18 protein-coding genes are annotated in these 20,253 nt (G+C 60.6%); 14 read left to right on the top strand and 4 right to left on the bottom strand.

Going from position 1 to position 20,253, the window contains the following annotated elements; translation table 11 throughout:
• Nucleotides 1-286: 286 nt before the first annotated feature.
• A complete protein-coding gene (locus BLU48_RS13680; protein WP_057025429.1) occupies nucleotides 287-1,216 on the bottom strand; it encodes a LysR family transcriptional regulator in 930 nt (309 codons plus the stop codon).
• A gap of 180 nt (nucleotides 1,217-1,396) precedes the next feature.
• On the opposite strand from BLU48_RS13680, the gene BLU48_RS13675 reads away from it, so the two are divergent.
• Both BLU48_RS13675 and BLU48_RS13665 read left to right on the top strand, forming a co-directional pair.
• A complete protein-coding gene (locus BLU48_RS13675; RefSeq protein ID WP_057025428.1) occupies nucleotides 1,397-2,242 on the top strand; it encodes an SDR family NAD(P)-dependent oxidoreductase in 846 nt (281 codons plus the stop codon).
• Between the two features lie 417 nt (nucleotides 2,243-2,659).
• Nucleotides 2,660-3,364: a hypothetical protein gene (locus BLU48_RS13665; RefSeq protein ID WP_057025427.1), complete on the top strand. Its 705-nt coding sequence runs from the start codon at nucleotides 2,660-2,662 to the stop codon at nucleotides 3,362-3,364.
• On the opposite strand, the gene BLU48_RS13660 is transcribed toward BLU48_RS13665, so the two are convergent.
• Complete coding sequence (locus BLU48_RS13660; protein WP_057025426.1) at nucleotides 3,341-4,360, bottom strand: alpha/beta hydrolase; 1,020 nt, start codon at nucleotides 4,358-4,360, stop codon at nucleotides 3,341-3,343. The two genes, BLU48_RS13665 and BLU48_RS13660, sit on opposite strands and share 24 nt — an antisense overlap.
• Before the next feature lie 235 nt (nucleotides 4,361-4,595).
• Here BLU48_RS13660 and BLU48_RS13655 point away from each other — a divergent pair, with 235 nt between their 5' ends.
• Together BLU48_RS13655 and BLU48_RS13650 are read left to right on the top strand one after the other, a co-directional pair.
• Nucleotides 4,596-6,779, top strand: a complete 2,184-nt coding sequence (locus BLU48_RS13655) for a PAS domain-containing sensor histidine kinase (protein WP_057025425.1) — start codon at nucleotides 4,596-4,598, stop codon at nucleotides 6,777-6,779.
• The gene (locus BLU48_RS13650) at nucleotides 6,776-7,138 is read left to right on the top strand and encodes a response regulator (RefSeq protein WP_057025424.1); all 363 of its coding nucleotides are present in this window, start codon (nucleotides 6,776-6,778) and stop codon (nucleotides 7,136-7,138) included. Before BLU48_RS13655 ends, BLU48_RS13650 begins: the two co-directional genes overlap by 4 nt.
• 151 nt (nucleotides 7,139-7,289) lie before the next feature.
• Here the strand turns inward: BLU48_RS13650 and BLU48_RS13645 are convergent, their stop codons facing one another.
• Entirely contained in the window at nucleotides 7,290-8,564 is a 1,275-nt protein-coding gene (locus BLU48_RS13645) for a glucarate dehydratase family protein (protein ID WP_057025423.1), read from the bottom strand.
• Nucleotides 8,561-9,949, bottom strand: coding sequence for an MFS transporter (locus BLU48_RS13640; RefSeq protein WP_057025422.1), 1,389 nt, complete (start codon nucleotides 9,947-9,949; stop codon nucleotides 8,561-8,563). Before BLU48_RS13640 ends, BLU48_RS13645 begins: the two co-directional genes overlap by 4 nt.
• Before the next feature lie 118 nt (nucleotides 9,950-10,067).
• Here BLU48_RS13640 and BLU48_RS13635 point away from each other — a divergent pair, with 118 nt between their 5' ends.
• From BLU48_RS13635 to BLU48_RS13590, 10 genes are all read left to right on the top strand, one after another.
• The gene (locus tag BLU48_RS13635; RefSeq protein WP_046072074.1) at nucleotides 10,068-10,973 is read left to right on the top strand and encodes a LysR family transcriptional regulator; all 906 of its coding nucleotides are present in this window, start codon (nucleotides 10,068-10,070) and stop codon (nucleotides 10,971-10,973) included.
• Nucleotides 10,974-11,612: 639 nt separating this feature from the next.
• Nucleotides 11,613-12,827: a methyl-accepting chemotaxis protein gene (locus tag BLU48_RS13630; protein ID WP_082636732.1), complete on the top strand. Its 1,215-nt coding sequence runs from the start codon at nucleotides 11,613-11,615 to the stop codon at nucleotides 12,825-12,827.
• Nucleotides 12,828-12,836: 9 nt separating this feature from the next.
• Nucleotides 12,837-13,205: a response regulator gene (locus BLU48_RS13625; protein WP_010446480.1), complete on the top strand. Its 369-nt coding sequence runs from the start codon at nucleotides 12,837-12,839 to the stop codon at nucleotides 13,203-13,205.
• Between the two features lie 24 nt (nucleotides 13,206-13,229).
• Entirely contained in the window at nucleotides 13,230-13,517 is a 288-nt protein-coding gene (locus BLU48_RS13620) for an STAS domain-containing protein (RefSeq protein ID WP_057025421.1), read from the top strand.
• A gap of 41 nt (nucleotides 13,518-13,558) precedes the next feature.
• A complete protein-coding gene (locus BLU48_RS13615; RefSeq protein WP_057025420.1) occupies nucleotides 13,559-15,598 on the top strand; it encodes a chemotaxis protein CheA in 2,040 nt (679 codons plus the stop codon).
• Nucleotides 15,599-15,627: 29 nt separating this feature from the next.
• Nucleotides 15,628-17,286, top strand: coding sequence for a methyl-accepting chemotaxis protein (locus BLU48_RS13610; RefSeq protein ID WP_057025419.1), 1,659 nt, complete (start codon nucleotides 15,628-15,630; stop codon nucleotides 17,284-17,286).
• 35 nt (nucleotides 17,287-17,321) lie between these two features.
• Nucleotides 17,322-17,861 carry a chemotaxis protein CheW gene (locus tag BLU48_RS13605; protein WP_057025418.1) on the top strand — a complete coding sequence of 180 codons (540 nt, stop codon included), beginning with the start codon at nucleotides 17,322-17,324 and terminating at the stop codon, nucleotides 17,859-17,861.
• Nucleotides 17,862-17,870: 9 nt separating this feature from the next.
• Nucleotides 17,871-18,680, top strand: coding sequence for a CheR family methyltransferase (locus BLU48_RS13600; RefSeq protein WP_057025417.1), 810 nt, complete (start codon nucleotides 17,871-17,873; stop codon nucleotides 18,678-18,680).
• The gene (gene cheD / locus BLU48_RS13595) at nucleotides 18,677-19,210 is read left to right on the top strand and encodes a chemoreceptor glutamine deamidase CheD (protein WP_057025416.1); all 534 of its coding nucleotides are present in this window, start codon (nucleotides 18,677-18,679) and stop codon (nucleotides 19,208-19,210) included. Before BLU48_RS13600 ends, cheD begins: the two co-directional genes overlap by 4 nt.
• Nucleotides 19,173-20,252, top strand: coding sequence for a protein-glutamate methylesterase/protein-glutamine glutaminase (locus BLU48_RS13590; protein ID WP_057025415.1), 1,080 nt, complete (start codon nucleotides 19,173-19,175; stop codon nucleotides 20,250-20,252). The genes cheD and BLU48_RS13590 overlap by 38 nt, the downstream gene beginning before the upstream one ends.
• Nucleotide 20,253: the final 1 nt, after the last annotated feature.

The raw sequence follows: 20,253 nt of genomic DNA, 5'->3' as shown, positions 1-20,253 counted from the left end.
CTCCTTGTCGGTGCATGAATCGGGGATCCTGCCGGTGCAAGTGCACTAAGTTGGCGTCGTCATGAACCGACTGCCGTGGTGGTGCCCCGAACTCGTTCTTGCAAAAGTGGCGGTGATAGTGCGGTGCTGACAGGGAGATGAGAAATACTATAAAAGTCTCTGTTTAAGACTATTGGCGGGCATTAGTCACGTGTTGATGACAGGAGTATCAATCCCGGGTGAACGGTTTGGTTAGTTGTAATACGTAGCAGGGTGGTGTATCGCGGGGAGGGGGGCACGAATATAACTAACTAAGATGCTCCCCCTCAACCTGGGAAACGGCACTGAAATCGAGCATGGAAATGAAGCTGTCCATCAACGGTGATTCGTTGTGGGTGTTCCAGCTCATGTACAGGCCGATTGCCGGGTTGGGGGAGGCGGTCACGGGGGTGATCCGGCGGAACAGGACCTTGTCGCGCATGATTGAGTTGGCCATCGACTCAGGTACCAGGGCGACGCCGAAACCACAGGCCACCAGGCCGATCAGGGTATGGATCTGTGCGGCCTCCTGCACCACCTTGGGGTAAAAACCAGCGGCTTCACACAAGGCGATAAGCTGACTGTGATAGCCGGTACCGAGGGCTTCCGGGGTGAATACGAAGTCTTCCCCGGCGAAATCCCTCAAGTCGATCTGACCTTCCTTGGCCTTGGGGTGATGGGCGGGCAGCGCCATCACGATCTCTTCATCCAGTAACAGGCGTGACTCGATGTTTTCTGCTGAGATCGGCAACTTGCGCATGAAGGCAATATCCGCTTCTCCCGACAGAATGGCCTTGGCCTGGCTGGAAGAGGGCATCTCCTTGATGATCAACTGGACTTTGGGGTAGGTCTCGCGGAACTGGCGCAGGGTACTGAGCAGTGACTCGTAGTAGGCGATCGATACCGCAGTCACCGTGAGTTTGCCGGCAATCCCCTCGGACACTTGGCGGGCATGTTCTATGCCCAGCTCCAACTCCTTCAAGGTGCTGTAGGCCGCGCTCAGGAATGCGCCGCCGGCCGGGGTCAGCTTGACCCCGCGTTTATTGCGGGTGAACAGACTGAACCCCAGTTTGTCTTCCAGGCGCTGGATCGCCTGGCTCAATGGCGGCTGGGCCATGTGCAGGCGAATGGCGGCCTTGTGGAAATGCAACTCTTCAGCCACGGCGATGAACTGGCGCAGCAGGCGGGTTTCGATCATTTCTTCTGTTCCTTCATTTGAACTGATCAGCGGACCGGGGCTGCAATGGTACCTCATCAAGGATTACACGGATTTCACATCAACTTGATATGCGCCGAGTATCAACTTGCGCCGCCGTTAGTATTAAACAGCGTAGATAGACCTTGTTAAGGTGAGGGGGCACTCGAGAGGAAACAGCCAATGAACTTTACAGGAAAGACTGCCGTTGTAACCGGCGCTGGCCGGGGGTTGGGTTTTAGTTACGCGAAAGCGTTAGCCTCGCTGGGCGCCAATGTGGTGATCAGTGATATCGGCGCCGATAAGCTCGGCGCGGGGGGCGATGGCTCCATCGCCATGCAGGCTGCTAAAACCCTCAGTGACCAGGGTTTCAACGTGATAGGGCACCATGGTGACCTGTCCAGCGAACAAGGTTGCGAGCAACTGGTGGCAACCGCCATCGAGGCGTATGGCCAACTCGATATTTTGATTCACAACGCCGGCTGGGTCGGCTACCAATCTATTGAAGAGGCCGATGCAACCTTCATAGGCCGTGCGGTGGATATCAATATCTATACACCCGTGTGGCTATGCAAACATGCCTGGAAATACCTCAAGCAGTCTAGTGCCGCACGGGTCGTGCTGACGTCATCCGACCGTGCGATGTACCAGCAATATGCCCAACCGGGCCTGGTGGCGTATGCCGCCGGCAAGATGGCACAACTGGGCATCATGAATGCGCTGAGCATGGAAGGCGCGCAATCAGGCATCCTGGTCAATGCGGTATCCCCAGTGGCCAAGACCCGCATGTGGGGCGTAACGGGCGAACCGGAGAACCTCAAGCCTGAATGGGTCACGCCTGGCGTGGTGTTCCTGGCGTCGCAGCACTGTCAAGACTCCGCTTATGTGTTGCGCGCCAGCAATGGTCAGTTTACGGCGACGCGGTTTGTCGAAAACCCAGGCGTCGACTACCCCGTCGACCTGGCACGAGTGAAGGCCACCAGCGCCGAACAAGTTGCCCAGCTTTGGGTTCAAATCAAGGCGTGTTGATATGTCTGCTCAGGAATAGCTCCATCTGTATTCACCGTGCCAGGCCGATCTGGGTGAAAGCCCGGTCTGGGATGACGTCCATCGCTGTAAAAGCGGAATCCTGAGTGGCTGCTACTGCAGCAATGGATATGTACTCGGTCTGATCCAAGATCCCGGTCGGCTGTCAGGCCGCCATCGGGGGCAAGCCCCCTCCCACATTTGACTGAGGTGTGTCACGTAGATGCCTGTCAATTATAAGGCCGTCAGGGGAGCAAGCTCCCTCGCCACAGGCCCAGCGGCATAACCAAAGTTATGTAGACCCAGTCATATAGAGGCTACAACGCCTGTTCCTGTATGAAGCGCACAGTGTAGCCAATACAATCGGTGACTTTCTGACCTGAAGACGTTAAAAGCACAGAATCACCAGGGATACGACTGTTGGATAATGAATTGGATATCGCTAAACGTTATGGACTGTTCTGGGCATTAAGCCTAGTGACGAAGGACGACGGGACGCCAATAGCAGACGGTACTTACATTTACCAGCCTGAACGATTTTCTGAGACCTTTTGGGTTCTCTTCGAAAAACTTCAGCAGCTCAATGACTACTGCTTCCTGCAGCTCGTGACGGTCGAGCAGCACCATTCAAAACTCGTCGATCAGCGCGAGTCGTACATGGCGGATTCTGGTCCCGGCGCTGAAGCGCTGTACTGGCTCGATGACCAGATTCCGCGCTGGGAAGACAATTTGACCGTAGTCACTCAGGCGACCTCCATTGTGTTGCTATGCAGCTTTGTGGAGTGGGGTTTGAAGCGTGTGGTGAAGGATCTATATGGAGCTATTGCGCGCAAACCTTCCGGGTCTCGCGTGAGCGATATCCAGTTCCTCTTGGAGCACCTTGAAGCCTCAGGACTGTCTTATGTGGTAGATGCGCAAGTCCTGCATACCGTTCACAGCTTTCGAGGCATTAGAAATGCTTTTGCTCATGGTGAGTGGGCCGCTATCGAAGAGCAGCTATCCAATGTTTCGCTACGCGACTGTTTCGAAAACGTTTCACAACTGTTTGCGTGTTTAGAGGCAGCCTCGTGGGACGGTCCCTGGAGGAGCGACGTCTTGTCGTCATCCAAGCCTCCTGCTCCGTAGCCAGTTGCTTATGGCTTCAACCAGTTCCCTCTTGCACTCCACCGGCAACCAATGCCCGCCGTGTAGGCTTGTCACGGTGAGATCTGCACAGGCCGCCCGCATTGGATCGCCCAGTCGATTACCCTTGATGGTGTTCATCTGGTCGTAATCGCCGTTCACAAACAGTACGGGTAAAGACAAAAGGCCGCCATTGGGCGCTCGGTGGGCATATTCAATGTTGGCAGCGTCGTTTAAATACCATGCGCAGGGAGCGCGGAAACCATGGGCCTCGAAGCTGCGCACCAATTGCGCGAAGTCTGCCTGCGGCCAGAGCGCAAGGTCTGGCTGAGTGAGTGGCGCCCGGTGCGCCTGGCCAAACCGTCCGCCTTTGCGGGTCACTTCGGCATTGGCTGCAACCTTGCCGATACTCGCCGGGTCGCCTCGTCGATAAATCGACGCCAGCGATGCAGCTTTATCCGCATCAAGGTCAGCAACAGCGGATTCAAAGTGGGTGTTGTAGTAGCGGTAATAATCCCATTGACCGTCCGGATACGTGTCCGCCGGATAGATCGAGCGGTCAACCAGTGGAACGAGCGTCGGCAGGGCGTTAGTGTTGGGGAAGTACGGGACCGAAATCAATACAACCCCGCGGCTGCGCTGGGGTTCATGGGCGACCAGTTCACCCGCCACAACGCTGCCCCAATCGTGGCCCACCCAGATGGCCGGCCTGCCACCGAGATGGTCGTGAAGTTCTGCCATGTCGGCCACGATGTTTTCAAGGGTGTACGCATGAGTGGGGGCTGGTGCCGAAGAGCTGCCATAACCGCGCATGTCGGGTGCAACGCAGTGCCAGCCTTGTGCAGCGAACGCTTCTATCTGTGCGCGCCAGATCAGGCTGAGCTCCGGCCAACCGTGCAGGAACAGCATCAACGGCCCATCGGTCGGTCCCATCTCTAGATAGTGCGTTGTATGGCGCGAGGTCTTGAGGACACGCGAGGTCAGCTTGAAAGTGGACACAGTCTCTCCTCATGCTACGTCGGCTGATAAACTCGAAGCGGCAACACTATAATGAGCGTTAGCTGCATGTTTCGTTCCCATTTAGTCTTCCAGTGCCTATAGCTACCCGGGCAACGTTTTGCGTGTAAATGAAATTTATCCAACGTGGAATCCCGTTTCACGACATACACTCAGGGAAGAGCTGAAGGCGGCAAGAGCAGGCGCGTTTTCAACACAGGTGCATTGAGGATGAAGTATGTTGAATGTTGACCAGTCCCCCAGAGCCACACGCGAACCCAGTGAATACGAGAGCCTGGTCGCGATGGGGACTCACTTGCTCGATGTCATTCCGGGGGCGATTTACCTCTGTGACCGCGACGGGTGGCTCGTCAGGTTCAACAGCGATGCGGTTGATTTATGGGGACGGACACCCGCCCTGGGTAAGCATGGGGACCGCTATTGCGGCTCATATCGACTTTATACGACAGACGGCGCGCCATTGGCGGTTGACGAATGCCCGATGGCGTCGACGCTCAACGCAGGCCTGTGTGCGCGTAACCAGGAAGTCATGATTGAGCGCCCGGACGGGTCGCGATTCGTCGCGCTCATGAATATCCGCACCCTCAGAGACCGGCATGGAGAAATCCAAGGCGCGATCAATTGCTTTCAGGACGTCTCGATGCACCACGCCATGGCCGAGGAATTGCGGCGCAAAAGCTCCGATCTCGAAGACTTTTTCGAAAACAGCGCCGTGGGCCTGCATATTGTCAGCGGCGAGGGCATTATCCTGCGCGCCAATAAAGCCGAGTTGTCGCTGCTGGGCTATACCGCGGACGAGTACATCGGCCGTCATATCACTGAATTTCATGTGGATGAACCGGTAATCGGCGACATCCTGCATAAACTCGGCAGCGGTGATTGCCTGAACAGCTACCCGGCGCGCCTGCGGGCCAGGGACGGCACCATCAGGCACGTCGCGATTACCTCGAATGGGCGGTTCGAAGACGGCAAGTTCTTCAACACGCGTTGCTTCACCATTGACGTGACCCGCGTGCACGATGCTGAAACCGGGCGTCAGGAGAGCGATGACCGGCTGGCGGCGACCTACGAGGCGGCGACCATCGGCATTGCCGAGGCGGGCGAGGACGGCCGTCTGCTGCGGGTCAATGATGCCCTTTGCACCATGCTCGGTCGCTCTCGTGAGCAATTGCTGGCGATGACCTTCCTGGACTACACCCACCCAGACAGTGTCGAGCAGGACGCGGCGTTATACGCCCGGCAGGTAGCGGGTGAACTGGATAACTACGTGCTGCGCAAACGGGCGGTGAAGCTCGATGGCCAGGCGCTCTACCTGGATGTGCATAGCTCCTCGGTCAGGGCGCCCGATGGCCGGTTCCGCTATGGTGTGCGGGTCATCCAGGACGTCACGCTGGCCCGAGAAATGGAAAACCGCGTGCGTGAAAGCGAGCGGCACATGCGCGATCTGCTCGAGGCCATGCCGGCGGCGGTCTACACCACCGACGCCGAGGGGCGTATTACCTTCTTTAACCGTGCGGCCGTCGAGTTGTCGGGGCGCACGCCGCAACTGGGCGACCTGTGGTGTGTCACCTGGAAACTGTTTAACACCGACGGCTCTTTTCTGCCTCACGACCAATGCCCGATGGCCGTGGCGCTCAAGGAAAACCGCGCCATACGCGGCGTCGAGGCCGTCGCCGAGCGTCCGGATGGCACCCGCGTGCCTTTCACGCCATATCCGACCCCGCTGCATGACGCCGATGGCAATCTGATCGGCGCGATCAACATGCTCGTGGATATTACCGAGCGAAAGCAGGCCGAAGACCGACAAAAGAACTTGATCGACGAACTCAATCATCGGGTCAAGAATACCCTGGCCACGGTCCAGTCCCTGGCGTCCCAGACCGCACGCAACGCGCAGGATGCCAAGGACGGCTACACCCGGTTCGAAGCCCGGTTGCTGGCCTTGTCGCGTGCCCACGACCTGCTGACGAAGCGGCATTGGGGCCTTACGCCGCTGGGAGTGCTGGCCCAGGAAGTGTTGGTGCCGGTGTTTGGCCATGATTCCGGTCGCGTGGTGATCGCCGGTGATGCCATCGAGGTCGACACCCGCGTCGCCCTTAACCTGACCATGACGCTCAACGAACTGGCGATCAACGCCCTTAAATACGGAGCGATGTCCACCGACACCGGGACACTCACGGTGGCCTGGAGCGTTCGGCCCCAGCCGAGCGGCGCGCTGCTCACCGTGGACTGGCGCGAACAAGGCGGGCCTTGGGTGTCCACGCCGGAGCGCGAAGGCTTGGGTTCGCGGTTGATGAAGCGCTGCATCGAGCGTGATCTAGGCGGTTCGTTCGAACTCGACTTCGCCCGTGAGGGCGTTCACTGCCGCTTCTCGTTTATGCTCGCTGAGAACCAGACATGATCACATTCCCAGGTACCAAAGTGCTCCTGGTTGAAGACGAGGGCACCATCGCCATGTTGATCGAGGAAATGCTCGAAGACCTGGAGTGCACCGTAGTCGCCTCCGTGGCCCAGCTCGGCAAGGCGATGCAAGTGGCAGATGTGGTGGATGTCGACTTGGCGATCCTGGATGTGAACATTGCTGGAGAGCGCGTTTTCCCAGTGGCGCGGATTCTGCGGGCCCGCCATATTCCGTTTTTGTTCAGTACGGGCTACGGCGGCAGCGGCTTGCCGGAGGAGTTTAGTGACTGTCCGGTGCTGCATAAGCCGTTTGCAGAAAAAGACCTTCGGTTGAAAATTGCGTTGACGCTGGAGTCTTAGGTAAAACCCGCAGTCCTGTCGGACGCATGATTGCCGTTTTCCATAAAGGCTGAACCGCTTATGAACAGCAATCAACCGACAAAAAAAGTCCGGGCAAGCGCAGCGGCGCTCCCGGACCAAAGGTTGCTACATGCTCATCAGACTCCTCTGATCAAAACCTCGGCTTGACCGCCTTCCACGCCGGGTCATAACGCTGCATCTGCCGCACATCGTCGCGCTGGCGAATGCCACAGGTCAGGTATTGATCATGCAGCTTGCCGAGCTGATCGTGGTCCAGCTCCAGGCCCAGCCCCGGGGACCGGGTGATTTTCACGCAGCCATCGACAATCGGTACCTTGCCGCCCTTGATCACTTCTTCGTCCGGCTCTTGCCAGGGGTAATGGGTGTCGCAGGCGTAATCGAGGTTGGGCACCGAGGCGGCGACGTGGGCCATGGCCATCAGGCTGATACCCAGGTGCGAATTGGAGTGCATGGACACCCCCAGGCCAAAGGTCTCGCACATTTTTGCCAGCACTTGGGTGTCGCGCAGGCCACCCCAGTAGTGGTGGTCGGCGAGCACGATCTGCACGCTGTCCTGCGCCACGCTGCGGCGCAACTCTTCGAAATCGGTCACCACCATGTTGGTCGCCAGCGCCAGGCCGGTGCGTTTATGCAGCTGGGCCATGCCCTCCAGGCCCGGTGTCGGGTCCTCGTAATATTGCAGATCATCACCGAGCAGTTCGGCCATGCGGATCGAGGTTTCCAGCGACCAGTTACCGTTCGGATCGATGCGCAGCGGATAGCCGGGAAACGCCTTTTTCAAGGCCTTGATGCACGCCACTTCATGCTCCGGCGGCAAGGTACCGGCCTTGAGCTTGATGCTCTTGAAGCCATAGGCCTCGATCATCCGCCGCGCCTGGGCAACGATCTGCTCTTCGTTCAGCGCCTCGCCCCAGCTGTCCGGCTTGTAGGGTGAGTCCACGTGTTGCGCATATTTGAAGAACAAATAGGCGCTGAACGGAATCTCATCGCGTATCGCCCCGCCCAGCAGATCCACCAAGGGTAGGTTCAGGGCGTGCGCCTGCAGATCGAGGAACGCCACTTCGAACGCCGAATAGGCATTGCTCACCGCTTTGCTCGCGTGGGAGCCGGGCGCCAGTTCCGCGCCGGCCAGGGTCGGCGGTTTGTTCGCCGCCACCGTGGCTTTCACGATGGCCCGCAGGTGATTGAGATTGAACGGGTCAAGGCCGATCAGCTGACTTTGCAACTGCTGCTGGATCGCCAGCGCCGGGGCGTCGCCGTAGCTTTCACCGAGGCCGATGCAGCCGGTGTCGCTTTCGATTTCGATGATCGAGCGCAGGGCAAAGGGTTCGTGAATGCCGCTGGCATTGAGCAACGGCGGATCACGGAAGGCGATGGGGGTGACGGTGACGCGAGTGATTTTCAAGAGGCTGCTCCCGTTGCATCAGTTTTCAGGGCTGGGTGACTCATCGGCGGCTTCTTTGGCGCAGTGTCTTTGCACGGCGCGTTCGGAACGTCGCCACGCGGCGCGGTTCGGACGAAAAAGATCACCACGGCAGCCACCAGCGAAACGCCGGCCAAACCGTACAGCCCGCCCTCGATGGACCCGGTGGTCTGCTCCAGCAAGCCGAACGTGGTCGGGGCCACGAAGCCGCCGAGGTTACCGATGGAGTTGATCAGGGCGATCACCGCTGCTGCGATGCGCGCATCCAGGTAGCCTTGCGGGATTGGCCAGAACAGCGCCGAGGCCGCCTTGAAGCCGATCGCGGCGAAACAGATGGCGACGAAGGCGAAAACCGGCCCGCCGAAGGTGGACATGAACATGCCGAACGAGGCGATCAACAGCGTCAGCGCGACCCACGCCTGCTGGAATTTCCATTTGCTGGCCATGGCGGCGAAGCCGTACATGGCGACGATGGAAATGATCCATGGGATCGAATTGAACAGCCCGACCTGGAAATCACCCAGATTGCCCATCTTCTTGATCATGCTCGGCAGCCAGAACGTGGCGCCGTAGATAGTCAGGGCAATGGAAAAGTAGATGAAGCAGAACAGCGCGATCTGTTTGTCGGCCAGCAACTTGAACATTGAGGGCTTGACCGTCTGCGCGGCTTCCCGGGCCCGCTGCTCCTGGTCGATGGCGGCGATCAGCGCGGTCTTTTCTTCCTCGCTGAGCCACTTGGCTTCCCGCGGGTGGGATTGCAGCCAGAACCAGACAAAACCGCAGAGGGCGATGGACGCAAAGCCCTCGACCAGGAACATCCACTGCCAGCCGTGCAGGTTCAAGCCATCGATGTGCAGCAGCGCGCCGGACACCGGGCCGGAGATCACCGAGGCGATGGCCGAGCCACTGAGGAAAATCGCCATGGCCTTGCCGCGCTCGGTCGAGGGCAGCCATTGGGTGAAGTAGTAAATGATGCCGGGAAAGAAGCCGGCTTCTGCGGCACCGAGGACAAAGCGCAGCACATAGAAGCTGGTTTCACCCTGGACGAAGGCCATGGCCATCGCGGCGGCGCCCCAGGTGAACATGATGCGCGTCAGCCAGGCGCGGGCGCCGTAGCGTTGCAGCAGCAGATTGGAAGGCACTTCGAAGATCGCATAACCGACGAAGAACAGCCCGGCGCCCAGGCCATAGGCGGCAGCGCCGATGCCCAGGTCGGTTTCCATATGGCTGCGCACAAAGCCGATATTGACCCGGTCGATGTAGTTGACGATGAACATGATCACGAATAACGGCAGGACGTGGCGCTTGACCTTGGCGGCAGCCCGGGCAAGCACGTTCGGGTCCGGTGGACTCTGCAGGGTATTCAATGAGCGACTCCCGATCGTTGTTTTTGTGGGGATTGCTGGTGACGTAGGTCGATCATGGACGCGGGTATTGATCCCGTCTAATCTAACTTGGCATTCGATTGATACCTGGATTAGATCAATGTTCGAACTGAGCCATCTGCGCTGTTTCACCACCGTCGCCACTGAACTGAATTTCCGCCGCGCCGCCGAACGGCTGAACATGACCCAGCCACCGCTCAGCCGGCAGATCCAGTTGCTGGAGCATCACTTGGGCGTCGAGCTGTTCACCCGCAACACCCGCAACGTCGCCCTTACCGCGGCCGGCCGAGCGTTTTTCATCGAGGCGCAGAACCTGCTCGAGCGCGCCCAGCAGGCCGCAGTGACCGCCCGGCGGTTTGCCCAGGGCGATATCGGCTCGGTGAATATCGGCTTCGTCGGCAGCGCGGTGTACGAGTTCCTGCCCAAGGTCATAGCCGAGACACGCATCACCCAGCCCCACGTGCGAATCGACCTGTCGGAAATGAACACCTACCAGCAGCACGAGGCCTTGCGCGCTCGACGTATCGACCTGGGCATTGCCCGCGCACCGTTGCTGGAACCCGGTTACGCCACCGAATGCCTGGTCCGCGAGCCCTTTGTGCTGGCCGTCCCCAACACCCATCCACTGGCTGATGCCAAAACCGTGTCGGTCAAGGACCTCGACGGCCAGCCGTTCCTGATGTACTCCCACGCCGCCTATCCGCCGTTCAACGAACTGCTGACCGGCATGCTGCGCTCTGCCCGCGTCGCCCCGGATTATGTGCAGTGGCTCGGCTCGTCCCTGACCATCCTCGCCCTGGTCAACGCCGCCATGGGCCTGGCGCTGGTGCCCCGTTGCGCCACCAGCGTAGTGTTCAAGAACGTGGTGTTCCGCGATATCGACCTGGGCGAAGGCGTACAAAGCGAGCTTCATCTGATCTGGCGCGAGAACAACGACAACCCGGCGTTCGCGATGCTGCTGGAAGGGATTCGGCACGCGGTGCGCGAGGGGTGGGGAGGAGGGTGAGGGGCCTGGTCTTGGCTAAAGCCGTGCACCCTGGGGCATGGTTATCTACACAACTCTGACGTAGCGCCGTCAGTAACCACGATGCGAAGCGAGCCGCTCTTGATCTTGATCTTGATCTGCTTTTGATCTCAGGCGCCCCGTTAAACCACGCTGGCCGGAATTCGACAGGGATTTGGGGGGTAAACCGGCAAGGATGCCGGTTTAGCCGCCCCGCGCCATGGATGGCGCGTGGCGGCGGCCCCCCAAATCCATGGCGGATTACGGGCACACCGAGCCTAAGCGAGGTGCCGAGTGGTGGGGCAAGAGCGTTTGGTTACTTTGCGCTTTTCAAAGTGACCCGCTGTAAGAGCGGAACCAATAGTGGCCGTTACCTAAACAATGGATATGTAGTCGGTCTGATCCAACATTCTGGTCGGCTGTCAGGCCGCCATCGGGGGCAAGTCGAATCGTCGCACCGCCCCTCCCACATTTGGATCGCGGTGCATCAGTCAGATAGCTATAAGCTGCCAGGCACCCGGATCCGTCACCTGATGGTCATAAAACAGACGGAAGGCACATCAGGATCCTAAAGTTGCGAGGTATTGGGCAGATATCCCCTATGTCACCTAATATCCGCAACACTGTTCAAGGATCGAACTCATGACCCAGCGTCAATCCGGCCGCATTTCCCTTCCTGGTTATCCGCGTTTTTGCTGGTTTGCCCTTATACCGGTCGTGCCTGCCATTGGGTGGCTGCTGGTGCAATCAGCTTCCTCGGCCAATCTGCTGGCCTGCGCGGTACTGGTGCTGACGGGCTTGGGGGCTTGTGCCTGGAGCACACATTCGCAACGCAACGCTGTGCTGCACGCGACGGCGCGGGCGCAGGCGGATCAGTCGGCGGTGGACGCAGCGCATGACGGCATGGCTTCCCGCGCACAGCTCGATGAAGTGCTGCTCGGCGCCATGCCGATCTGGGCCAAGCAGGTGGAAAGCTCGCGGCACCAGACCGAAGAAGCGATTGTGAGCCTGGCCAACCGTTTCACCGGGATCGCCGCGCGATTGCATGAAACGGTACAGGCCTCGCAGCAGGCTGCCGGCGAACTGGATGGGCAGTCGGCCGACGGCGCGCTCGAGGTACTGGCGCGCAGCGACAGCGAGCTGAGCCAGGTGATCAATTCGCTCAAGGCCACACAGACCAGCCGTGACCAGACCCTGGTCCAGGTCCGCAGCCTCACTGCCTATACCAAGGAACTGCGCGCCATGGCCGCCGACGTGGCGGCGATTGCCGCGCAAACCAACCTGCTGGCCCTCAACGCTGCCATCGAGGCGGCGCGTGCCGGTGAGGCCGGGCGCGGCTTTGCGGTGGTGGCCGATGCGGTGCGCAGCCTGTCGAACAAATCCAGTGAAACCGGCCAGCAGATGTCGGCCAAGGTCGACATCATCAATAACGCCATCACGCAATTGGTGCAGGCCGCGTCCAGCAGTGCCGACGAGGACAGCCATTCGGTGGCCGAGTCCGAAAACAGTATTCAAAAGGTGCTCGAGCGCTTCCAGAACATCACCGGGCGCCTGGCCGAATCTGCCGACCTGCTCAAGCAGGAAAGCTACGGCATCCGCGATGAGATGACCGAAGTGCTGGTCAGCCTGCAATTCCAGGACCGCGTCAGCCAGATCCTCAGCCACGTGCGCGACAACATGCACGCCTTGCACGACCACCTCCTGCAGGCCAGCCAGGCGCCGGACCAGGCGGTGGGCGTCGACGCCCGGCAGTGGCTGGCGCGCATGGAAGCCACCTATGCCACCGACGAACAGCGGCGCCTGCACCACGGAGTGGCAGCCGCGCAGCCGAATTCCCAAGACATCACCTTTTTTTAGGAGTACACCATGGCGAAGAATGTATTAGTGGTCGACGACTCCAGCAGCGTGCGACAAGTGGTCGGCATTGCCTTGAAAAGCGCCGGCTATGACGTAATCGAGGCCAGCGACGGCAAGGATGCCCTGAGCAAGCTCACCGGGCAGAAAGTCCACCTGATCATCAGCGATGTAAACATGCCCAACATGGACGGCATCACCTTCGTCAAGGAGGTCAAGAAGCTGGCCAATTACAAGTTCACGCCGATCATCATGCTGACCACCGAGTCCCAGGAATCGAAGAAGGCCGAGGGCCAGGCCGCCGGCGCCAAGGCCTGGGTGGTCAAGCCGTTCCAACCGGCGCAAATGCTCGCAGCCGTTTCCAAGCTGATCCTGCCTTGATCATCCGGCGCCAGGGAGGCTGCCATGCCAATCAGTACTGAAACACTCGACGGCACCACCTGCGTGCGCATTGACGGCGAGCTGACGATCTACACCGTGGCGGAACTGGCGGCTGCGCTGCTGCCGCAGATGGGCGCCACGCCGCGCCTGGAGCTGGACCTGTCACAGGTCACGGAGATGGATGGCGCCGGTTTGCAGTTGCTTGCAGTTGTCCAGCGTGAGGCGGGTGTTGCCGGTACAGCCTTGAGTGTGACCGGCCAAAGCCAGGCGGTCATGCACGCACTGCAACTGTGCCGTAGCGCAGGCTTGTAGTCGCCACTTCCCATTTTTTTTGATCGACAAGGACAGTCCAGGTGAGCATCAATCTCGATCAGGCACAGCAGACATTCATCGTTGAGGCACGCGAGCTGTTGCAGGCCATGGAGCAATCCCTGCTGCAATTGGAAAGCGAGCCCGGCGACCAGGACGCCATCGGCGCGATTTTCCGCGCCGCGCACACCATCAAGGGTTCGGCGGGCCTTTTCGGTCTGGCGTCGATCGTGGGGTTCACGCATATCGTCGAAGACGTGCTTGACCGCCTGCGCGAAGGCAATGTGGCGGTGGACGCCGCATTGATCGCTCTGCTGCTCAAATGCGGCGACCACATGCTCGAACTGGTCGAAGTGGTCGCCAACCGCGGTGAGACGCCGACGCCTGCCGTTCTGGAGCGCGGTGAGGCGTTGCGCGAGGCGCTGAGTGCCTATCAGCCGATGCGAACCGTCACTGCCAGCGTCGAAACCGCTGAGGTGGCCGACGACACGGCGGTCGAAGTGCTCTGGCACATCTCCCTGCGCTTCGGCGTGAACGTGTTCCGTAATGGCATGGACCCGCTGTCATTTTTGCGCTACCTCGAGACCCTGGGGCAGGTGCTGCAGGTCACCACCCTGACCGACAGCATCCCGCCCATAGACCGCTGGGACCCGGAAAGCTGCTACCTGGGGTTCGAAATCGGCCTGCGTTCGACGGCCAGTCACGCCACCCTCAACGAAGTGTTCGACTTTGTGCGTGACGATTGCGAGGTGCACATCCGTGCCGTCGACGAAGCGCCTGAAAGCACTGCGGTCTTTGCCGGCGACCGTGTCGCCCAGGCAGAGCAGGGCCTCGTGGCGGCGACACCGCAGCGTTCTGCGCCAGCCACCGAGACGAAACCCCGTGACGGTAATTACGTGCGGGTCAACGCCGACAAGCTCGACGAGCTGATCAACCTGGTCGGCGAACTGGTGATCGCCAGTGCCGGCTCAAGCCTGTTGGCCCGCTCCTGTGACAACGACCCCCTGCAAGAGGCGACCTCGACGGTATCGGCGCTGGTGGAGGAGATCCTCGATGGCGCCCTGCACCTGCGCATGATCCCCATTGGTGACACGTTCAACCGCTTTCGCCGAGTGGTGCGCGATATCAGCCAGGAACTGGGCAAGGACATCGAACTGATCATCAGTGGCGCGGAAACCGAACTGGACAAGACCGTGGTCGAGAAAATCGGCGACCCACTGATGCACCTGCTGCGCAATGCCATGGACCACGGTATCGAAAGCGCCGATGCGCGGCAGGCGGCCGGCAAGCCGGGCAAGGGCCACCTGAGCCTCAATGCCTACCATGATTCAGGGAGCATCGTCATTGAAATCGCCGACGACGGCGCCGGGCTCAACCGCGAGCGCATCCTGCAAAAAGCCCAGGAACGCGGGTTGGTGGCCAGCGGTGCGGTGTTGACCGACCAGGAGATTTATAACCTGATCTTCGAAGCGGGGTTCTCCACCGCCGAGGCGGTGACCAACCTGTCCGGGCGCGGCGTCGGCATGGACGTGGTCAAGCGCAATATCACCTTGTTGCGCGGCACCGTCGACCTGGACAGCCGCCCCGGCGAAGGCACCGTGGTGAGTATCCGCTTGCCGCTGACCCTGGCGATCATCAATGGGTTTTTGGTCGCCATTGACCAGTCCACCTATGTGATCCCCTTGGACATGGTCCAGGAATGCATTGAACTGGATGAGCGCCAGCGCCAGTCCAGCCGCGACGACGGCTATCTGGACCTGCGTGGCGAGGTGTTGCCGCTGGTGGACCTGCGCGAACACTTCAGCCACGAAGGGCCCGCTTCACGGCGCCAGAACGTGGTGGTGGTGCGCTACGCCGAACACAAGGCCGGGCTGGTGGTGGATGACCTGCTCGGCGAGTTCCAGACCGTGATCAAACCGCTGGGCAAGCTGTTCGGCGCACTGCGCGGCATCAGCGGCTCGACCATATTGGGCAGCGGCGCGGTGGCCCTGATCCTGGATGTACCGGCACTGCTCAACCAAATCGTACAACTGGAAGCCCGTACGCCCCAGGCGCCTCAATCGCCGCCGGTCGTCGCTCGCTGATGTCTTTGCAATTCCATGGAGGTTCCCCGATGAAATGGTTCTACGATCTCAAGATTTCCACCAAGCTGATCAGCTCGTTCCTGGTGGTCCTGGCGCTCACCGCGGCCATGGGTGGCTTCGCCATCCACCAGCTCGGCGCTGTCAACCAGGCAGCCCAGGACATCAAGGGCAACTGGATGCCTTCCATGCGCGCAGCGGCAGGCATGCGTTTTTTTGCCGCCAACTATCGCTTGAAGGAAAACCGCCACCTCGCGACCGAGATCGCCGAGGAAAAGGCCCAGGCCGAACGTGAAGCCGCCGACGCGCGCCAACAGTTCGAAACCCGCATGGGCACCTATGAGCAGTTGCTGTCGAACGATGAAGATCGTCAGCTGCTGGCCAGCGTAAAAAGCGCATGGGAAGCGTACCTGGCAAGCAGCAAGCAATTGCTCGAATTTTCCCGGCAGAACCAGGAAGTCCAGGCACGCGGTTTGCTCAGAGGGGAGTCCAAGGGGCATTTCGATGAGGTGACCACCCGCCTGCAGAAAATGGTCGAACTCAATGACGCCGGCGCGACGGTCGCAGGTGACAAAGGCTTGGCGCTGTACGAAAACGCACGCCTGTCGATCATCGCGGTACTGGCCGCGGCCTTGTTGATCGGCCTGGGCCTGGCGGTGTTCATCGCCCGCATCATTTCCCGCCCACTGCGCCAAGCCGCAACCGCCGCCGAGCAATTGGCCGAAGGCAACCTCAACGCCCATATCGAACCGGGTGCCAAGGATGAAACCGGCATGGTGCTCAACGCCATGCGCAACATGGTCGGCAAGCTGGCGCATATCATCGGCGAAGTGCGCAACGCCGCCGATAACCTCGCCAGCGCCTCCGAGCAGGTCAGTGCCACCGCGCAATCGATGAGCCAGGCCACCAGTGAACAGGCCGCCAGCGTCGAGGAAACCAGTGCCTCGGTGGAGCAAATGAGCGCCAGCATCAACCAGAACACCGAAAACGCCAAGGTCACCGATGGCATGGCCAGCAAGGCCGCCAAGGAGGCCACCGAAGGCGGCGAATCGGTACAGCAGACCGTGGTGGCGATGAAGAAAATCGCCCAGCGCATCAGCATCATCGATGACATTGCCTACCAGACCAATCTGCTTGCCCTCAATGCCGCCATCGAGGCCGCTCGGGCCGGCGAGCATGGCAAGGGCTTCGCCGTGGTGGCCGCCGAAGTGCGCAAGCTGGCCGAACGCAGCCAGGTCGCCGCCCAGGAAATCGGCGAGCTGTCCTCCAGCAGCGTGGACATGGCTGAGAAGGCCGGCAAGCTGCTCGACGAAATGGTGCCCTCCATCAACAAGACCTCCGACCTTGTGCAGGAAATCAGCGCCGCCTCCGAAGAACAGGCCGCGGGTGTCGGGCAGATCAACACGGCCATGACCCAGCTCAACCAGGTGACCCAGCAAAATGCCTCGAGCAGCGAGGAACTGGCGGCCACGGCCGAAGAGATGAGCAGCCAGGCCGAGCAACTGCAACAGGCCATGAGCTTCTTCGTGCTGGATTCAACCCCAAGGGCCGCGGTTCAAGACAACAGCGTCGACAGCCCCGGCAGCAAGCCCAACCGTCAGCCTCCGCGGCCGAAACCACAGGCACCGCGCAAGGCCTTCGCCTACAGCCTGGCCAGTGCCCCGGACGAATCTGAATTCACCCGCTTCTGATCCCACGATCAATGCGGGCTTACAAGGAGAGTGACATGGGCGCAGTGATGACGACTCGGCATACCGCGGTTGCGGTGGATGAGGATGCGCAATACCTGACCTTCATGCTTGGCGGCGAAATGTTCGCCATCGCCATCCTGGGGATCAAGGAGATTATTGAATACGGCAGCCTGACTGTGGTGCCGATGATGCCGGCGTTCGTGCGTGGGGTGATCAATCTGCGCGGCGCGGTGGTGCCGGTGGTGGACTTGTCGGCGCGCTTTGGGCGGGCCAATTCGGCGATCACCCGGCGCTCCTGCGTGATCATCATCGAGGCGAGCAGCGAAGAGGGCCGGCCACAGGATATCGGCTTGCTGGTCGACACCGTGTCGGCGGTGCAGGAGATCCCAGCTGCGCAGATCGAGCCACCACCCAGCTTCGGGGCGCGAATTCGCGCCGACTTCATCGGTGGCATGGCCAAGGTCGACGGCAAGTTCGTGATCGTGCTGGAGGTGGACAAGGTGCTGTCCATCGATGAGATGTCCAGCCTCGCCGAGGGTGGCCAAGCGCCGGCCCTCGACCTCGATCCGCGTTGAGTGCCGACCATGCCAGAAACCGCCTCCATCGACGATCGTGAATTCGGCCAGTTCCAGAGCTGGCTGTACCGCGCGGCCGGCATCAACCTGTCGCCGGCCAAGAAAGCCCTGGTGGCCGGGCGCCTGTTCAAGCGCCTCAAGCACTATGAGCTGCACAGCTATGGTGAGTACTTCAAGCTGATCATGAGTGACCAGCGCAAGGGCGAGCTGCAGGTTGCGCTGGATTTGCTCACCACCAACGAAACCTATTTTTTCCGCGAACCCAAGCACTTCGACTTCCTGCGCCAGCAGGTGCTGCCCAAGGCGGCGCCGGGCAAGGTCTTTCGCGTGTGGAGCGCGGCCAGTTCATCGGGCGAAGAACCCTACAGCCTGGCGATGACCCTGGCCGAGAGCCTGGGCACCACCCCCTGGGAAGTGATCGGCTCGGACATCAGCATCCAGGTGCTGGCCAAGGCGCGCAACGGCCATTACGCCATGGAGCGCGCCGGGACGCTGCCCCAGCCGCTGCTGACCAAGTACTGCCTCAAGGGCACTGGCCGCCAGGAGGGCACCTTCCTGATCGACAAGGCCTTGCGTAGCCGGGTCAATTTTGTCCAGGTCAACCTTAACGAAGCGCTGCCGGCTTTGGGCGAGTTCGAGGTGATCTTCCTGCGCAACGTGATGATCTATTTCGACCAGCAGACCAAGAGCCAGGTGGTCGCGCGTCTGCTGCCGCTGCTCAAGCCCGGCGGTTATTTCATCATCAGCCACTCGGAAAGCCTCAACGGTGTAAACGACACTTTGAAGCTGGTGGCGCCGTCGATTTACCGCAAGCCATGAAAAAACCAGTCGATGCGAGCGAAGTGGTCTTAGCGCCTGGCCAGGTCAGCTTTGCGACGCGGCCGACGCGCCTGCGCACCTTGCTCGGTTCCTGCGTGGCGATCACCTTTTGGCACCCGCAACGGCGGATCGGCGGCATGTGTCACTTCATGCTGCCGGCACGCCTGCGCGATCATCAGCCCCTGGATGGCCGCTATGGCGACGAAGCCATGGAACTGTTGCTGCGCCACGCCCAGGCCAATGGCACCCATGCACGGGATTATCAGGTCAAGTTGTTCGGCGGCGGCGAGATGTTTCCCGATCAGCCGCGCCGCTTGCCGACCCAGGACGTGGCCAGCCTGAATATTCGCGCAGCGCTGGCCCTCGCCGAGCGCTATCACCTGCACCTGACGGCCCAGGACATGGGCAGTACCGGTTATCGCACGGTCATGTTCGACCTGTGGAACGGCAACGTCTGGGTCCGGCACCAACCAATGGGAACACTTCAACAAGATGCCTACCAAAAAAATCAGTGTGCTGCTGGTCGATGACTCGGCCGTGGTGCGCCAGGTACTGCTGGCGATTCTCGCCGACACGCCGGATATCCACGTCATGGGTGCCGCCTCCGACCCGATTTTCGCCATGGACAAACTCACCCGGGAATGGCCGGATGTGATCGTGCTGGACGTGGAAATGCCGCGCATGGACGGCATCACCTTTCTCAAGAAAATCATGAGCGAACGGCCTACGCCGGTGGTGATCTGCTCGTCGCTGACCCAGAAAGGCGCGGAAACCTCCCTGCAGGCGCTGGCAGCGGGCGCCGTGGAAATCATCACCAAGCCGACCACCGGCTTGAAGAACTTCCTGATCGAATCGGCGGCCGAATTGGTGACAGCGATCCGTGCCGCGGCGAACTCCAACGTCAGGAACCTGGGCAAGCGCAGCGTCAGCCCGTCGCCATTGGCCCCGGCCAGCAAGCTCAGTGCGGATGCGATCCTGCCCGCCGCCAACGGCCATGCCATGGCGCAGACCACCGAACGTATCGTCGCCATCGGCACCTCCACCGGCGGTACCCAAGCCTTGGAGGCGGTGCTGACGGCGCTGCCGCGGGTGTGCCCGGGCATGGTGATCGTGCAGCACATGCCGGAAAAATTCACCGCCTCGTTTGCCGAGCGTCTCAACAGCGTCTGCGAGATCGAGGTGCGCGAAGCACGCAACAATGACCGCATCCTGCCTGGCCTGGCCCTTATCGCCCCTGGCGGCAAGCACCTGATGGTCACCCGCAGCGGTGCCTATTACCACGCCCAGGTTATCGATGGCCCGCTGGTCAACCGGCACCGGCCGTCAGTGGACGTGCTGTTTCGTTCGGTGGCCAAGTTCGCCGGCAAGAACGCCACGGGCATCATCATGACCGGCATGGGCGACGACGGCGCGCGCGGGCTCAAGGAGATGCTCGAGGCCGGTGCCGCCACGGTGGCCCAGGACGAGGCCAGTTGCGTGGTGTTCGGCATGCCCAAGGAAGCGATCAAGCTCAACGCTGCCCAGCGGGTCATGGCGCTGGAAGATATTCATCGGGCGATTTTGCATAAGTGAA

The sequence above is a fragment of the Pseudomonas synxantha genome, from assembly GCF_900105675.1.
Taxonomy (GTDB): Bacteria; Pseudomonadota; Gammaproteobacteria; order Pseudomonadales; family Pseudomonadaceae; genus Aquipseudomonas; species Aquipseudomonas synxantha.
The sequence above is the reverse complement of the archived record's forward strand: the minus strand, read 5'-3'. Positions and strand labels throughout refer to the sequence as shown.

Excerpts from the sequence above, each read along its gene's own strand:
- BLU48_RS13590 (WP_057025415.1), top strand. The coding sequence starts at position 19,173 with ATGCCTACCAAAAAAATCAGTGTGCTGCTGGTCGATGACTCGGCCGTG.
- BLU48_RS13620 (WP_057025421.1), top strand. The coding sequence starts at position 13,230 with ATGCCAATCAGTACTGAAACACTCGACGGCACCACCTGCGTGCGCATT.
- BLU48_RS13630 (WP_082636732.1), top strand. The coding sequence starts at position 11,613 with ATGACCCAGCGTCAATCCGGCCGCATTTCCCTTCCTGGTTATCCGCGT.
- BLU48_RS13600 (WP_057025417.1), top strand. The coding sequence starts at position 17,871 with ATGCCAGAAACCGCCTCCATCGACGATCGTGAATTCGGCCAGTTCCAG.
- BLU48_RS13655 (WP_057025425.1), top strand. The coding sequence starts at position 4,596 with ATGTTGAATGTTGACCAGTCCCCCAGAGCCACACGCGAACCCAGTGAA.
- BLU48_RS13675 (WP_057025428.1), top strand. The coding sequence starts at position 1,397 with ATGAACTTTACAGGAAAGACTGCCGTTGTAACCGGCGCTGGCCGGGGG.
- BLU48_RS13610 (WP_057025419.1), top strand. The coding sequence starts at position 15,628 with ATGAAATGGTTCTACGATCTCAAGATTTCCACCAAGCTGATCAGCTCG.
- BLU48_RS13680 (WP_057025429.1), bottom strand. The coding sequence starts at position 1,216 with ATGATCGAAACCCGCCTGCTGCGCCAGTTCATCGCCGTGGCTGAAGAG.
- BLU48_RS13605 (WP_057025418.1), top strand. The coding sequence starts at position 17,322 with ATGGGCGCAGTGATGACGACTCGGCATACCGCGGTTGCGGTGGATGAG.
- BLU48_RS13635 (WP_046072074.1), top strand. The coding sequence starts at position 10,068 with ATGTTCGAACTGAGCCATCTGCGCTGTTTCACCACCGTCGCCACTGAA.
- BLU48_RS13650 (WP_057025424.1), top strand. The coding sequence starts at position 6,776 with ATGATCACATTCCCAGGTACCAAAGTGCTCCTGGTTGAAGACGAGGGC.
- BLU48_RS13625 (WP_010446480.1), top strand. The coding sequence starts at position 12,837 with ATGGCGAAGAATGTATTAGTGGTCGACGACTCCAGCAGCGTGCGACAA.
- cheD (WP_057025416.1), top strand. The coding sequence starts at position 18,677 with ATGAAAAAACCAGTCGATGCGAGCGAAGTGGTCTTAGCGCCTGGCCAG.